Raw genomic sequence first — 15,823 nt, forward strand, 5'->3', positions numbered from 1 at the left:
AAATGTCTGTTACGATATCATTCAGGTAGACATCAAAGGAAACAAAGGATACTAATTATGGATTCACAAGCTATGCGAGAACGCATAACCGTAATTGAGAGTAAGCGACAGTTTCTCGTCCAACTTTTGGAGGAACCTAATTTAGGAATTCTCAGAATCGATGTAAATCAAGCCCTAGAAGAACTTGACGAACTGATTGATGAATTTAAGCGAACATTTCCTGAATCTATCGGTAATCCTTAACCAATACTATCAAGTTCGGTAGCATCGGTTGTGTATAGTGGGGAAGGGATAGAAGGGTAAAAGGGTAAGGTTTTTGTCCCAGTCGAAAAACGCGAGCAAGATGCTCGCACTACTTTCTTTTGCCCAAATGAATGAAATAAGTGGGTGACACTCTCCGCCCTAGAAGAACGGGGAGCCTAATCCCACTAATTCCGGTCAACAGGGTTTACATCCCCCAAGCCCACACTATACCCGTAGAGTTAATGTGGGCAGTTGAGTGACGTACTCCCGACGCCGACTGCTTAGGCTGTACGGCGCGGGCTTCTCCTCCCAGAACGGGATTCGCGTTTTCTAGTGAGGCGAACGCAAGAGCCACACTTTCTTGATGGGCACCCTAGAGTTTACCTAAATTAATAAGCATCCTGCAATTCATAGAAGTCGGGCGAGATATAATCCTTCCGCAGGGGCCAACCCACCCAATCTTCCGGCATCAAAATCCGCTTCAGGTTGGGGTGTCCTTCATAGACAATGCCAAACATATCGTAGGTTTCCCGCTCTTGCCAGTCAGCACTCTTCCAAATCCAATAGACTGATGACACCGTGGGATTTTCTCGCGGTAAAAATACCTTCACCCTGACTTCTTCAGGTTGCTCAGCATCATCGCTAACCTTAGTCAAATGGTAGAAACTGACCAACTCTTCCCCAGGACCGACATCATAGCCACCTTGACATTGCAGGTAGTTAAACCCATAAGCATACAAAGCCGTGGCAACGGGAATCAATACCGACCGATGTACCTTAATCACCTCAATTCCCAGGTGATCCGGTTCCATTAACTCGGTTTCAAAACCGTTTTCCTGGAGCCAGCCGTGGACTTTTCCCGTCTCTACCAGTGGGGATTCTTCAGTATTCTCTTGTGTCTGTTCTTTTGATTCTTCAGCCACGATTCACCTCCTGCTGTTGAGCAGACTTCAGAGCGGGTGGCACAGGCATTCCCATCGCTTCGGTTAACTCCCGGGGCGGAGTTTGACGAGTTTCAGACAGCAAATACTTACCCGTAAGCACTTCGGGTACAACTTTCATGCTATGAGTGGTGCTGTAATAACGGTGAGTTTGACTCAGGCTTGCCCGTTCCTGCATGGACTCATTCGCCACCTTCTTGCGAAGTTTAATAATCGCATCCATGATTGCTTCTGGACGGGGTGGACAGCCGGGAATATAAACATCCACGGGAATCAACTTATCGACACCACGCACAGTTGTTGGCGAATCGACGCTGAACATCCCCCCGGTAATCGTACAAGCCCCCATCGCAATCACATATTTAGGTTCTGGCATTTGCTCATACAGACGCACCATCGCTGGTGCCATTTTCATCGTGATTGTGCCAGCGGTAATAATCAAATCCGATTGTCGGGGACTAGAACGGGGCACTAATCCAAATCGGTCAAAGTCAAACCGAGAGCCAATCATCGCGGCAAATTCAATGAAACAGCAGGCTGTGCCATACATCATGGGCCACAGGCTGGAAAGCCTAGCCCAGTTGTACAGGTCGTCTACTGTCGTCAAAATGACGTTTTCTGAGAGGTCTTGCGTGACCTGAGGACGACTGATGGGATTGAGGATTTTCTCTTTTTGTTGCTGCTGTTGGGAAGCAGCGTTTGTTGTATCTGTATTCATGACCATTCTAAAGCTCCTTTGCGCCAAGCGTAAACGAGAGCAACGACAAGAATTGCAATAAAGATGAGTGCTTCGATAAACGCCAGTAGTCCTAGCTGATTGAAGGCGACTGCCCAGGGATAGAGAAATACTGTCTCCACATCGAAAATCACGAAGACCAAGGCAAACATGTAGTACCGGATATTGAACTGAATCCAAGCACCCCCAATCGGTTCCATGCCAGACTCGTAGGTCGTCCGGCGTTCGGGGTCACGGATGTTGGGTCGCAGCAGCTTAGAGGCTGCCAGCGCTAGGAAGGGGACTAAACTGCTTGCCAGTAAGAACCCTAAGAAATATTCGTAGCCGCTAAGAACAAACACAATGGGTAAGTGTCCCTAAATCTTGTCGTTATTACTTCTTTACATTCTCTTATCCATTATAAGGGTCGTTGGTTTTCTGCAAATTGAAGTGGGTCAAGTTTTTCCGAGACGATGAGATTTCCGCGATCGCGTTTATGGTATGTATAGATTAACCCTCTTGTGTCACTTAGGAAAAAAGAGGGTTACTCAGGGGCTGTATGTGGGCAAGTTCGACAATTGGGAGACTGTACCCGATCTTGAGAACCAAAGGATTACAGCGTGATCGCCTGTTTGGTTGGCACTTCGGCAAGCACTTCGACAGTGTAAGCTTACCTGGTTATAATTGACAAGCTATGACTGATCTACCGATGTTTGACGAGTTCCTACACGCCTTTTTTGGGATATTCCAAAAGAGCTTCAAAAGAGAAGCTGATTTCTTGAGCTACATAAATCGCCCAGATGCTCAACGCCGAGGAGATGAAGCCTCTATTGTTGACAACGCTATTATCAGTCCTTTGCTTGAGTTACTGGGTTTTGCACCAGGGGAGCAAGCTTATAACCAGCAGAAACAAAGTAGTCGTCCTGATTTTGCTCCAAGCGATCCGGTGTACGGCACTTGTTTTATTGTGGAGGACAAAAATACATCGCTGACGCTGACCCTGGATCTGAATGATCCGAACAGTAATCTATCGCAGTTACGGGGTTATATACGTGGGTTGCGGTTCGGATTGCTGACAAATGCTAGACAGTTTATGGTTTGGGAATTTTCCAATCCAAATCAGCCTAGATGCATTGTTGATTTGGATCTTCCCACTGCAATTCAGGAATGGAGCCAGGGAGGAGTCGCAAACCTTTCTGATAATACGACAAGAGCATTACGGGATGTATTTGATTTGTTCCGTAAGGCAGCATTTACCAGTCTGAAGCGGTTAAAGGATGAACTGGCTATCGATCTGGAGGAATGGCAGCAACGGGCGTTACCGCTTGGCAATGGTGGTGGAAATGAGCCGATTTTGGTGGAGTCGTTGCAGTCGTTGGTGGAGGAGCTTAAGGGGGATGCGCGGCGATCGCTGAATCATCACCTAACCTTACATGATGAATACCTGAATAAAGCCAATCGACTGACGGATGATGCTATTGAATCAGCGACACAACAGATTCAACAGTTGCGGGAACGGGTGTTATCTGGTCTAACGAGTATTCAAAGCTTGGTAGGTTTGAGTACAGAGGAACAGGCAACCATTCAAGAAATGCTGATTCGGCTCGAACAGGATGCCAGGGCATTTATTAGCCCCAAGGAGTTGTTCAATCAGGTGCTTGGGGTGCTAAATCAGGCATTTAAGCGTAAACACGCGGATAAAGCCAAACCGCCAAAAACTCCATCTTCTTTAGAAAAGGATTATACACCACTCCATGATGTGCTAGTTTCCTATGCCAATATGGTCTTTGGTTGGCATCAGCGACAGGCAACCCTGCGCCAAACCTATCAAGCAAATATTCGTGTATTTGATGATTACACGGTTTGGACGGCTTTGGTGCAAGAAACCATGCTTGGTGGATTGAGTGAAGACCAACGACGAGATGAGTTTGCATTGCAGGCGGCGTATGTGGTGTTTATCAGGCTGCTGTTAATTCGAGTTTGCGAGGACAAGGAGATTTTTCAGGGCGAGGATCGGGTTGCCCATCGGTTTGTGTCAGATGGGGGGATGAAGCAATGGCAGGAAACGATTAAACGCTATTGGATCTTTGCGACGGGCAATCCTTACAGTCCGTTGCTGGATATGGCGTATAACAACGCCCAAAATATTTATGCTCACTTTTTTACTGGACGGGAACTGTTTAACTGGTATCAACTGAATGAGCCGCAGTTGATCATGACGCTGCACCAACTCAGCCGCTTTAACTTTGCTGGGGTAGATTCTGACATTGTCGGGACGGTATATAACACCTATGTCAGCCGCAAAGAGAAGAAGGAAAAAGGGCAGTATTACACACCTCCCGAAATTGTGAATTACATTTTGGATGAAGTGGGATATATATCGGGTGCGGGAATTATTGGCAAGAACAAACGCTTGATAGATCCGGCGTGTGGGAGTGGTTCGTTTTTGGTGGCGGCAGCCAAACGGTTAGTATCGGCTTACAAGAATAATGCGGATCAGATTGATGATCCAGTTACTGTTTTGGAACGGGTACAAGCCAATTTGTTTGGTTTTGATCTGAATCCTTTTGCTTGTTATCTAGCAGAGGTCAACTTGTTGATTCAAGTGTTGGATCTGGTAAAACTGGCACATGAAAAGCAGCAGCATCAACCAATCAAACGTTTTCATATTTACAATGTAGATGCCTTGGCTCGTCCTGCTGGAACTTATCGCTTTGCGTTGTTTAATACGCTGATTGCAGAGGAAAGCGACCAAGTAGACCAGATTAAAAGCCGTTCTCCTAATACACCTTATGCCAATGGATTTGCGTTTGTAGTTGCCAATCCACCCTATGGGGCAAAGCTGGGTGATGCCTACAAAGATATTCTTCGGGCTGATTATGCTGATATTTTCTTTGGCAAACCTGATTCTTACACCTTTTTCCTAAAGCTTGGAATTGAACTACTGGCAAAAAATGGTAGGCTTGGTTTCATCACTCCAAATACTTATTTGACAGGTAAAAATACTACAGCTTTACGTAGGGAGCTACTCCAGGGGGGACGAATTGAGCAAATAGTAGATTTACCTCAAGGAATTTGGTCTGATGCTACTGTAGATTGTTTGCTTCTATTTTTGAGCCAAGAAGATAACGAAGCACATCGAAAAGCTCAAAAAGTACAAGTTAATTTATTAGATTTTAAAGATACTCTAGATAAACTTACAGAAAGAAGGTGGAATGAAACGCTTACACATCTACAAGAAAGCTGGTTAGATGATTCTAGATTTGAGATAAAAATCCGTTATAACGCTCTTATGCAGCAAGTTGAAGAAGCTTGCCGAATTCCCATAAATGGAAATACGACTTTAACGAAAATCTTACGGCTCGAAGATATCACGGAGAGTAATCAAGGAATTATCGTATATAAAACGAAAGCCAATAGTCAGGCTAACTTGTATGTAAAACCTCGGAGAGATTTACCACAAAATGAACCTGATTGGAAGCCCCTGCTTGACGGCAGCGGATGTGTTGGACGCTATGGATTACGCTGGGGAAAAACACAGCCTTACTTAAAATATGGTGAGTGGCTTTGGCGTGCGCGGGAGGAAAAATATTTTGATTCTCCTAAAATTATCCTTGTGCGTTTAAGGAATAAATCACTAAGAAGGAGGCTAGTAGCAACATTTGATGATACAGGTTTTTACAATCGAGATAACTATAATAACGTTATTGACGCTGAAGATTCACGCTACGATCTGAAGTTTATCTTGGCGCTTTTCAACTCTTCATTATTGAATTATTGGTATTCCAGAACATACTTTAATGTTAATATCAACCCTGATACTATTCGCCAGCTACCCATCTATCCGGCAGATACTGACACACAAGCAGAATTTATTGAACTGGTCGATCTCATCCTCGTCAAAAACGCCCAACTAAACCAACTGCGAGAACAGGGTTATGTCATTAAGCGCCAACGGGACGGTAACACCCTGATCGAAATTCCCTATGATCGCCTCTTGAGCGAAATTCAACAGCAAAACCCCAACTTTTCAACGCTGAATTTCTTTGATGCCAGAGCCGCACAGTTGTTTAGCATTCCCGAAAAGTGCAACCGGCAAGAAACCATCAGCAGTAATGTTTTTATTCCACCCCAATATCCAACCAGTCTAGTATTGCGTAACAATAAACTTTGGTTTGAAGTCCCAGATGACAACATCCGGCGCTATCTGTTGGTCTACCTTAAAGCTCCTCAATGGCAGGGGAAAACCTGGGATGAGATCAAAAACCAAGCACAGATTCCAGAAGAAGAAAGTGACCTCAACGCTTTCTTTGCTTTGGAAGACCAAAAACGGCAAACCATTCAAACCCTACTGGATGAAGTTGACCAAATTGACGCAGAAATTGACGAAAAAGTTCTGAATCTCTACGGCATCACCGATCCAGCAGACCGACAGCGCATCTTGGAGAGTGGAGCAAAAACTGATGAGGAAGCTGAGGCAACGGATACAACTGAAAAGGAGTCTGAACCAGAGGAAGAATAACAAAGTAGGAGGGCGATCTCCCTCCTACGATTCCATCAACGACTGCACCCATTGAAAAGGAAGTTGGGTATCTGGTTATCACCCAACAATGGTTCACACCAACTGGTTATAAGCAAGATAAGCCCGAATTACCTGGCTATTGACGGGCGGGCAGACAATATTCGTTCCAGCTAAACCCGCTAACGTATTCTGGGAGTCAAACGCCTGAGATACTAAAGCCGCTGTTTCCAGATAGGGGCGTTGGTTTTCACCCACCCATTGGGTAAACAGGAACACCAACGGACTCAAAGCATTGTCTGGCTCTTCACTGGCAACCTGAATCAGCTTGTCTTGCCAGGTGGAATAGTCCATCCACTTTAGAGGATGACCGATCGCGCGGATTTCGTCCACCAGTTGCTCTAAGGACACCATCTCCGGACTGACCAAGTGAAACGCTTGACCCCATAAATCTGGCTGCTGGGACAGATGGACGATGGATTGGGACACATAGTCTACAGGAGTCAAGCTGAGATTTAACTCTAACTCCGGCGCACTCCCCAATTGAATCAACCCTTTAATTAATCGGTCAATCAAGTCCCCCGGTTGAGACGCCCCAGTTTGGCTATGTCCCGTAATCATACCCGGTCGGTAAATCGAAGCTGGAATTCCCCGTGCGTGGGCTTGTTTGACCAACTTCTCACCCACCCATTTACTCTGGGCATAACCGTCAGATAATTCCTCCCCTGACTCCAAGCTATCCTGTTCTAAAATTACCGACATTTGAGCATAGCGCGGAGATTGAAACACATCCAGCGTCGAGACGAAGTGAACGGGTTTAACCTTGGTTTTGCTGGCTAATTTGAGAATCTCTTGGGTTCCCAGAACATTGGCGGCTCGCAAAGCGCTGTAGGGATAAATTAAATTGACAAACGCCCCATTGTGATAGATGGTGTCAATCTCGCTGGTTAACGCTTCGTACTGCGACTCCGACAGTCCCAACCGAGGTTGAGCTAAATCACCCAACACAGGGACAACCCGCGACTCCAGCTTATCGGATGAGAGTAAATAGCGGTTGAAGTTCGCCGCAATCTTTTGCTGAGCAGCCTCTAAGGTTTTGGCACGCACTAAGCAATAGACTGTAGCCTTCGTGTGCTGGAGTAATTCCTGCAATAAAAATGCGCCCAGAAAACCTGACGCACCTGTAATCAAAATCTTTTCCGGTGCAGTGTACGGCTGACGATAAGGCTTTTCTGGATAAATTGTCCCATCCAAAACTGCGTCGTTGGCTAAATCCGTGACCGCAATTTTACCTGTAACTGTCGTCCCATCCCCTTGCTCAGGTTGAGACGGATCATCGTGAGTCTTTGCGGTAATGGTTTGAGCCAGTTCCGCCACTGTAGGCGCTTCAAATAGAGCAAACAACGGTAACTCCACCTGAAACAGTTCTCGCACCTGAGACAACAGTTGCGCCGTCAGCAGCGAATGTCCCCCCAGTTCAAAGAAGTTGTCATAAACACCCACGCGCTCAACATCCAATACTTTTGCCCAGATTTGTGCTAACTCCTGTTCAACGGGTGTGCGCGGTGCGACGAAGGTATCCTGGGAAACCTGTTGCGCCTGGTTAGGGTCAGGTAACGCCTTGCGATCAACTTTTCGGTTGGGTGTTAGGGGCAGACTATCCAGTAGCACAAAGGTAGAGGGAACCATATAAGCCGGTAGCTTATCACTCAAGAATGATCGCAACTGCGCCAGAGATAATCCTTGAGTTTTAATAATATGCTCAATGCTCTGATGGATTTGCTCCTGCTGGGTGGGCGTAGTTTCAAAAATCACCCCGGCGTTTTCCTCAACATGCCAAGCGACAGTGCCATGCAGCCACAAGGGATTTTGCACCCCTGGCAGTTGCACCCGTAATAGTATGGGTTGGTTGTTTTGCCAAAACGTTGGGGTCAGTGCCTTTAAGCTAATCCCGTTCCGGCTGAAGTTTTGCGTCGTCACTCCCACTTGTTGACCGGACTCAAATTCAGCAAGGCAATTAATCTGGAGTGGAATGCGCGGTTCTGTCCGCAGATTTCCCAGACTGCGATGGAGTTTCGCCTTCTGGCTAGTCGTGGTGTCAAACTTAACGCCAACATAGTCTTCAAAATGCCAAACAATGATTCCTTGTAGCCATAGCGGGGTTTCGACTCCGGGCAATTGTAATCGTAGCAATAGGCGTTGATCCGTTTGCCAGAGTTCAGAAGTTGATACCTTTAAGCAAATCCCCTCTTGGCTAATATTTTGCGTCATCACCCGGACTTTTTCCCCGGACTCCAATTCCGCCAGACAATTAATATTTAGGGGAATTCGAGGTTCTTTGCGGCGTAAGTCATGAACCACCAATCCCTGGGTTTGGGCAATGTGTTTGATACTCTGACGTAAAAGTGCCTGTTGAGTCGGTGTGGTGTTGAGTCTTACTTCTATCCGTTCCTGGGATTTTGTGACGATGGTTCCGGTTAGTTTAAGTTCATCGGGGACGCCGGGAAATTGACAACGCAGCGTCAAGGATTGACCGTTTTGCCAAGGGGCGGTTCCATTGATTAAGGTGATGCGATCGCAAGAGAAATCGCTGGTGGTTAATTCAATTTCTGGATTCCCTTGGTACGCTACCCAGCACGTCGTTTGCAGGGGGATATTTTCGACATTCAAGTCACTGACGAGATAGGCAACCAACCGTTTTTCGCCAGAACTGTCATCACGGGCGACAACCACCGCGTCTCGGATACCCCCATGTTGATAGAGGGCAGATTCAATATCGCCGAGTTCAATCCGGAAGCCGCGAATTTTTACCTGATGATCCAGGCGACCTAAACATTCGAGACTCCCATCGGGTAAGTACCGGGCTAGGTCTCCCGTGCGATAGAGACGGGCATCCGGTTCTAAACTAAAGGGATCGGGAATAAATCGTTCATCGGTTAGATCAGGTCGGTTGAGATACCCTCGTGCTAAACCCACCCCACCAATCAGTAATTCTCCTGGTTCTTCCAGAGGTACAAATTTAATCGGGTCAGATGAGTTTTGCTCAGGATGAGCCAGATAAATTTGGGTATTGGCAATGGGGCGACCAATGGGTATTGATTTTTCCGCCGATTCCACCTTATGCACGGCTGACCAGATTGTGGTTTCCGTCGGTCCGTACATATTCCACAGGGAACCACTCCGTTCTAGGAGTTGACGCGCCAACTCGCGGGACATGGGTTCTCCACCACAGAGAACTTTAAGCTGGGGATTTCCCTGCCAACCTGCGGCTAACAACATCCGCCAAGTGGCAGGGGTGGCTTGCATGACGGTAGCACCGGATTCTCGCAAAACTGGGATTAACTGAGCAGCATCTGCGGCTACATCTCGTGTCACTAACACAATATCAGCGCCAACGATTAAGGGTAAATACAGTTCCAATGCAGCAATATCGAAGCAGATGGTGGTTACAGCCAGCAGGGTGTCATCTGGGGTGAGTCCGGGTGCGATACTCATTGAGGTGAGGAAATTTACCACCCCACGATGCAGGACTTGTACGCCTTTGGGTTTACCGGTTGAGCCGGAGGTGTAGATTGTGTAGGCTAGATTGTCAGGTGTGACGCCACTGTCTAAATTCTCCTGACTATGTTTAGTAATTGCCTGTTGATCTCTATCCAGGCACACTACTCTTGCTTGGGTGTCAGGTAACCGGGTCAGTTGTTCTTGTTCGGTGACGAGAACGGTGACTTGGGAATCTTCAATCATCAACGCTAAGCGTTCTTGGGGATAGGCGGGATCAAGGGGGACATAAGCGCCCCCAGCTTTGAGAATCCCCAATAGACCAATCACCATATCCAGCGATCGCTCCATACATATCCCTACCAGTACCTCTGGTTTCACCTGTAGCGTTTGTAAGTAGTGAGCAACCTGATTAGCTCGGTGGTTCAGTTCCCGGTAGGTTAGGGTTTGACCCTCAAACCGAATCGCGATTTTGTCAGGCGTGCGACGCTCTCCTTTTTCAATGAGCTGATGAATACATTGAGCGGCGGGATATTGGGTTTGGGTTTGATTTAACTGTTCAAGTCGCTGCTTTAATTCACGTTTTCTGTTTGTATCCGGAATACCGTCAAGTTGATCAATTTCTAATGATGATTGATAGAAACGATTCATCATGATTTCCCCTTGGAACAGGTTTACCGTGGTCGTTGTTTTTGGTTGAATGCGGTGATGTCCAATTCACAAGCTAGCAATTCGCTATTCTTCTCTGATACAGAGAGCATTTTTTTCTGTCACCTACTTTCTACAATTGTCTCAATTCAATTCAGTATTTGGCTTGAGCAATAGTTTTTAAAATTATTGCTCAAGCCAAATACTGAATTTTAATTTCTGGTCTTTGCTTCTCAAGGGGGTGGATAAAACTCTAGTCAGAAACCCAACAAGTTTGTAGCCGTAATGCATGATGTTAGCTGGTTTTTGTCCGCAACTCTAAAATTCAATAGAACTTCAATAGAATTAGAAAACTATTCAAAAACTTAACTTGACCAATCATTTCTGGCTCAAGGAATACAACGGGAAGGATGTGTTTTTGACAATTTTAGATGCACCCCCCATAACACTCATCCATCACTAGGGCATGAAATAAACGATTTAATGTTCCTCGATTACAGTTTCAGAAAATCATCAATTTATTCTGCCATAGCGATACAAGAGGGATAGAGTATCTGTCACGATTGAGTTTGTCGGCTTTTGTCGCCTGTAATACAAGCGTATGACTTGTATTTTCTCTTTTCGTATAGTATTCCAATTCCCCGATCTGAGCAACAAGATGATGGGAACTTTACGGAGTCTTTAAAAATGCACAAAAACTCTTGATAAAATCTTTAACTTTTGGGGTATAATGAGCCGTTTGGGTCAAAAATGTATTTTAACTTAATAAAAATAGAAGTAATGAAATAAACGATAATATTTCTCAAACGAATTGAGACGCCTGAGCTTGGCGTCTTTACATCACAAAGAGATACAGGGAATTTTGAGTTTTGTGTAGGGGCGGGTTTCACTACCATCCTTTCTGACTTCACCCAGATTCGACTAAACCCGCCCAGACTCCCCTATCTCCCCTACTCCTGATACCAAGTTAACCCTAGCGCCGCCGTTTCTTCTGGCGCTTGAGCCACCAGTCGATTACTCCGGAACACTAAAAAATAGACACTTGCTACAATCAGCACTACGCCAATCCCCCAAACACCGCCTCGGTAATCAGGTATGGAAACACAAGCAACTAGGGCAAATGTGGCTAAAGCCAAACCCACAAATGCTCCCGCTGTTCCCAATGGACTTTCGTAAGGTTTGGGTAAATTAGGATTCCCTTTGAGCTTCATGTAACTAACCATGACCAAAATATAGGAAATTAATGCCCCAAACACAGCCATATTCAAAATCACGGCATCTACGGCTTCAATACCGATACTCACCAGTAGCACACAGAGAAATCCAATCGCCGCCCCCGCAATTAATGCCCGATGGGGGGTATTTGTTTTACTCGTAACCGATAGCCAACGGGGTAAGTAACCAGCACGGGATAGGGAGAAAATAATCCGTCCGTAGGCAAACATATTACCGTGGAGACTGGCAATTAAACCACAAATCAGCGCCAATGCTGTGACAATGGTACTGGTTGCGCCGACGCCAAAGTAAGCCTCTAACCCATCTCGTAGGGGAGCATCGGATTGAGCAATCGCCGCCGCGCCCCCGCCAACACCGGAGTTAATCACCACGGTGAAAATTGACAGAATAATCAGAGTAAACACGCCAAAAATCATTCCCGTTGGCATATCCCGAGGCACATCATCAGTTTCCTCAGCCGTCATGGGTAGTTGTTCAATCGCCAGATATAACCATATCGCAAAGGGAATCGCGCCAAACACCCCAAACCAGCCTTTCGGTAACCAGGTTTGTGACTGTTCCGGTTCAGCCGGAATATTAAACAGCAGGTTAAAATTAAATTCACCCGATACCAGCATACTTACATAGAAGATGGCTAATACTGTCATCGCGATGATGGTTAGCCAAAGACAGACTGTCACACTCAGTTCCAAACCTCGGATGTTAATCGCCAAGAAAATAGCGTAGGCAAACACCCAGATAAAAAAGCTGGGCAGATTGGGTAATAAGGGCTTGAGGTAGTTGCTTAAACTGAAAACCAGCGCCGCATTGGCGAGGACATATTCAATAGTGACTGTAATCCCACAAATAAAGCCCCAAAAAGGACCGAGGGCATAGCGTGTGAACGAGTAGAATCCGCCAGCATAGGGGAGGGCGGCTGAGAGTTCGGCGCTGCTATAGACTAAACATAGATACATGATTGCCATTAAGAAAGCGGCAATACTAAACCCCCAGAATCCTCCGGAGGCTAAACCATAGTTCCAACCATAGAAATCACCTGAGATAACAGCGCCAACTCCTAAACCCCATAAGAGTAAACCCCCGGCATTTCCTTTCAATTGTCGGCGTCTGAGATAGCCATTATTTACTGTTTCGTAAACAGCAATACCTTGAGAGTGTTGCATAGATAAACCTTATATTCAACTGTTTACCTTGCACCCCAATAATCCTTCATTCAGCTCAAACCTTGGGCTGTTTAAGTTCACAAGATTGGACGGCGTTCCCTGCTATCTTTTTCCCAGAATGAGAGGAAAAACGAACGCCGCCCATTCCTGGTTAATTGTTGATTGCTAAGAACCATGTAGCTTGCTGGGAGAGAAGTGAGTAGCATCTAGTTCTTTGACAGCATCATTCCATCATTCAGTAGATCGTAATACAGATCCGGATTGACCGCCGAGTTAGTTTAATTGCTGATATAGCGCTATTCCACTCGCCAAACAGCTCAACCTGTATTACACTAATCCCGCACTTGGCTCGTCATTTGTATGACAAAAAGATTCTCGGTTATCCTAATTATTAGGGCTAGCTGTTTCCTACCAAATCCGGGTTGACCACCCCCTCTATAATCCTTACTTTTGGTCGGGATCTGGAAAACCTCTCTCCAAACCTCTCTCCATCCCCCCTAGCCCCCATCCCCCCTTGCCCCCCTTTGAAAGGGGGGTATAAGGGGGGTTAGAGAGAGAAGGCTTTGAATTCTCCCCCTTCCGTGCAATAAAAGCGAAGCATCCTTGGGTCTCCCCCGTGCAAAAAACGCGCAGCATCCTCTGGCTTCCCCCTTTTTAAGGGGGACGGGAGGGGGATCTAAAGGGGAACGGGAGGGGGATCTAAAGGGGGACGGAAGGGGGATCTAAAAAGGGGGACGGGAGGGGGATCTAAAAAGGGGGACGGGAGGGGGATCTAAAGGGGGACGGAAGGGGGGTGGGAAGGGGGCTGGGGGGTTAGGTTTGATATCGATTTTTCTAGATGGCGTGAAAAGTCAGCTCTATAGTCCAGTCCGCCCAGGCGGACTTTGTTTGTTTGTGTAGCAGCGATTTTAATCGCTATGGTTCTTCGCTAACGCACCCTACAAATTGACAACAATTTGACAGTCGATAACAACTATGGTGTGTTACTCCAAATGTTATAATTTCCTAACAAAAAAACTATTTCCTCTCTTGCATTTATTGTTAGAAACGCTACAATTTTTGGTGACAGAAAGAAAGTCGTCAACTCACAATACGACAGAAAATCAATTACCCCACCTGAGTTTAGAGGCAATTAACCCTAATCCTGAAACCGATTAATATTCAGGTGAGTAGTCTACAAACCAACTAAAATCTGAAGATTTTCCCCCAAGTTAACCAAAGCTAGATGGGGTAAATCTTTAACTGAAAACATTGAGACATTTGCAACAAGCGTGAGATAACCTTTAACAACCTTAACCAAACCAAGGAGTTTAGGGAAAAATGGATTGCCGTACTATTCAATTTTGCGATCGCGCCGCTCAAATCGATTATGTCCAACTCCAGGCTCTGTTTCGCCTCAGTGCTTTCTGGGCCAAGGATCGCAGCATTGAGGACTGGAAAATCGCGCTCGCCAATAGTGAACCTGTAATTACCTTATGGGATGACATGCGCCTGATTGGATTTGCTCGCGCCACCTCCGATGGGATTTACCGCGCCACGATTTGGGATGTCGTCATTCACCCCGACTATCGCGGCGTTGGTTTGGGACGCAAGCTCGTCGAAACTGTTCTCACTCACCCTAAAATGTGTCGGGTTGAGCGAGTTTATTTAATGACCACTCATCAACAACGCTTCTACGAACGCATTGGTTTTGAATGTAACTCGACAACCACAATGGTGCTACACAATCAACCGCTCATGACTGCTCTGCCAACACCCGTTCGATCATCTCCGGAGTTGCTAGAGGCATAGAACATTGTAACCGGATACAAGTGTCTGTGGCTGAATCGTCGGTTGGTTCTTTACCAGGAATGGGTAGCAGTTCCAAGCGTCCCTGCATCACGTTCACCAAGGTTTGCACCATCAACCAAGTCATTCCAGGTGACGTTGTTGATGAGGTTGTGTCACTCTCACTTGTTTGAGTCTCCGATTCAGATTCACAAGAGAGTAAATCAATGGCTTCACTCAAAATCGCGTGGGGACAGTCCACATCAACACAGATATTAACCATCTGGGAGTGGTCAGAATTTGCCACACAAACCTGAATACTCCCTTCTTCCATTTGGGCAATGATGCTGTCCACCATTCCCATTAATACCTGACGAAAACTCCGGGGATCAGCTAATATTTCTATCTCTGGGTCAGGGGAAATCACTTTCAACCGCAGATTCCGATTCCCAGCTTGCATGTGGGTGAGGACTTCGAGTTCTTCAAAGCATTGGCTCAATTGCAGGGGGCGAGTCTCTAGACGATTAGTACCGTGTTCCGTTTTTGCCACGGCAATCACCTCATCTAAAAGTTTTACCATCTTCTGTGCCGAGATATGGGCTTGAGCCACGAATTCCTTAACTTCTTCCGGTGAGTCACATAAATCGGACAAAATGAGCTGATGCATCCCCATTAAACTACTCAGGGGAGATCGCAGTTCGTGGGATGTCCGCGCTAAGAACCCAGCTTTATACTGGCTTATTTCATGCGCCATTTGGTAAGCCAATTGGGTTTGCTGGAGTTCCTGCTTCAGGGGTTTAAGTTCATCCTCCTTCACGGGTTCCGCCTTGGTTGGCTGGGATTCCTCCGGTTTTGACATTGGCGATTCTGATACCGTTGAACCGTCTGGCTGTTTGCTGGAACGAGTAGCGCGGCTGACAACGAGTCCCATGACAATACCCACTACCAGATAGATCAGCTCCATGTTGCCCATATTTTTTCCAACTCTTCAACGTAATCTTGGCAGGAGTCCCCATCCACAATCTGTAATTTGGGTGGGGTAGTGGACTAACGAATTTTATTTTTGATTCTTGCCATACCCGCCTACAGCTCA

Annotated in this window: 10 protein-coding genes; 3 read left to right on the top strand and 7 right to left on the bottom strand. The window is 46.3% G+C overall.

Annotated features, from left to right (window positions below; all coding sequences use genetic code 11):
• Window positions 1-57: 57 nt before the first annotated feature.
• Entirely contained in the window at window positions 58-243 is a 186-nt protein-coding gene (locus tag RLO19_RS15455; RefSeq protein ID WP_446357731.1) for a hypothetical protein, read from the top strand.
• 205 nt (window positions 244-448) lie between these two features.
• Here RLO19_RS15455 and RLO19_RS15460 read toward each other — a convergent pair whose 3' ends face one another.
• From RLO19_RS15460 to ndhC, 4 genes are read right to left on the bottom strand one after another with little or no spacing between them, the layout of a single operon-like run.
• Window positions 449-598, bottom strand: coding sequence for a hypothetical protein (locus RLO19_RS15460; protein WP_446357733.1), 150 nt, complete (start codon window positions 596-598; stop codon window positions 449-451).
• 34 nt (window positions 599-632) lie between these two features.
• Window positions 633-1,166, bottom strand: coding sequence for an NAD(P)H-quinone oxidoreductase subunit J (locus RLO19_RS15465; protein WP_446357735.1), 534 nt, complete (start codon window positions 1,164-1,166; stop codon window positions 633-635).
• Complete coding sequence (locus RLO19_RS15470; RefSeq protein WP_446357878.1) at window positions 1,159-1,902, bottom strand: NADH dehydrogenase subunit K; 744 nt, start codon at window positions 1,900-1,902, stop codon at window positions 1,159-1,161. The genes RLO19_RS15465 and RLO19_RS15470 overlap by 8 nt, the downstream gene beginning before the upstream one ends.
• Entirely contained in the window at window positions 1,899-2,261 is a 363-nt protein-coding gene (ndhC, locus tag RLO19_RS15475; protein WP_446357737.1) for a photosynthetic/respiratory NAD(P)H-quinone oxidoreductase subunit C, read from the bottom strand. The genes RLO19_RS15470 and ndhC overlap by 4 nt, the downstream gene beginning before the upstream one ends.
• Window positions 2,262-2,593: 332 nt before the next feature.
• Here ndhC and RLO19_RS15480 point away from each other — a divergent pair, with 332 nt between their 5' ends.
• Window positions 2,594-6,421: an N-6 DNA methylase gene (locus RLO19_RS15480; protein ID WP_446357739.1), complete on the top strand. Its 3,828-nt coding sequence runs from the start codon at window positions 2,594-2,596 to the stop codon at window positions 6,419-6,421.
• A 93-nt stretch (window positions 6,422-6,514) separates the two neighbouring features.
• Here the strand turns inward: RLO19_RS15480 and RLO19_RS15485 are convergent, their stop codons facing one another.
• Window positions 6,515-10,570, bottom strand: coding sequence for an amino acid adenylation domain-containing protein (locus RLO19_RS15485; RefSeq protein ID WP_446357741.1), 4,056 nt, complete (start codon window positions 10,568-10,570; stop codon window positions 6,515-6,517).
• A 944-nt stretch (window positions 10,571-11,514) separates the two neighbouring features.
• A complete protein-coding gene (locus RLO19_RS15490) occupies window positions 11,515-12,963 on the bottom strand; it encodes an amino acid permease (RefSeq protein ID WP_446357743.1) in 1,449 nt (482 codons plus the stop codon).
• A gap of 1,320 nt (window positions 12,964-14,283) precedes the next feature.
• Between RLO19_RS15490 and RLO19_RS15495 the strand changes: the two genes are divergently transcribed.
• Entirely contained in the window at window positions 14,284-14,754 is a 471-nt protein-coding gene (locus RLO19_RS15495; protein ID WP_446357745.1) for a GNAT family N-acetyltransferase, read from the top strand.
• On the opposite strand, the gene RLO19_RS15500 is transcribed toward RLO19_RS15495, so the two are convergent.
• Complete coding sequence (locus tag RLO19_RS15500) at window positions 14,699-15,703, bottom strand: sensor histidine kinase (RefSeq protein ID WP_446357747.1); 1,005 nt, start codon at window positions 15,701-15,703, stop codon at window positions 14,699-14,701. The genes RLO19_RS15495 and RLO19_RS15500 overlap by 56 nt on opposite strands.
• Window positions 15,704-15,823: the final 120 nt, after the last annotated feature.

Origin of the sequence: Coleofasciculus sp. G2-EDA-02 (assembly GCF_040226375.1) — a bacterium.
GTDB lineage: Bacteria > Cyanobacteriota > Cyanobacteriia > Cyanobacteriales > Coleofasciculaceae > Coleofasciculus.

Excerpts from the sequence above, each read along its gene's own strand:
- RLO19_RS15455 (WP_446357731.1), top strand. The coding sequence starts at position 58 with ATGGATTCACAAGCTATGCGAGAACGCATAACCGTAATTGAGAGTAAG.
- RLO19_RS15470 (WP_446357878.1), bottom strand. The coding sequence starts at position 1,902 with ATGAATACAGATACAACAAACGCTGCTTCCCAACAGCAGCAACAAAAA.
- RLO19_RS15480 (WP_446357739.1), top strand. The coding sequence starts at position 2,594 with ATGACTGATCTACCGATGTTTGACGAGTTCCTACACGCCTTTTTTGGG.
- RLO19_RS15485 (WP_446357741.1), bottom strand. The coding sequence starts at position 10,570 with ATGATGAATCGTTTCTATCAATCATCATTAGAAATTGATCAACTTGAC.
- RLO19_RS15490 (WP_446357743.1), bottom strand. The coding sequence starts at position 12,963 with ATGCAACACTCTCAAGGTATTGCTGTTTACGAAACAGTAAATAATGGC.
- RLO19_RS15495 (WP_446357745.1), top strand. The coding sequence starts at position 14,284 with ATGGATTGCCGTACTATTCAATTTTGCGATCGCGCCGCTCAAATCGAT.
- RLO19_RS15500 (WP_446357747.1), bottom strand. The coding sequence starts at position 15,703 with ATGGGCAACATGGAGCTGATCTATCTGGTAGTGGGTATTGTCATGGGA.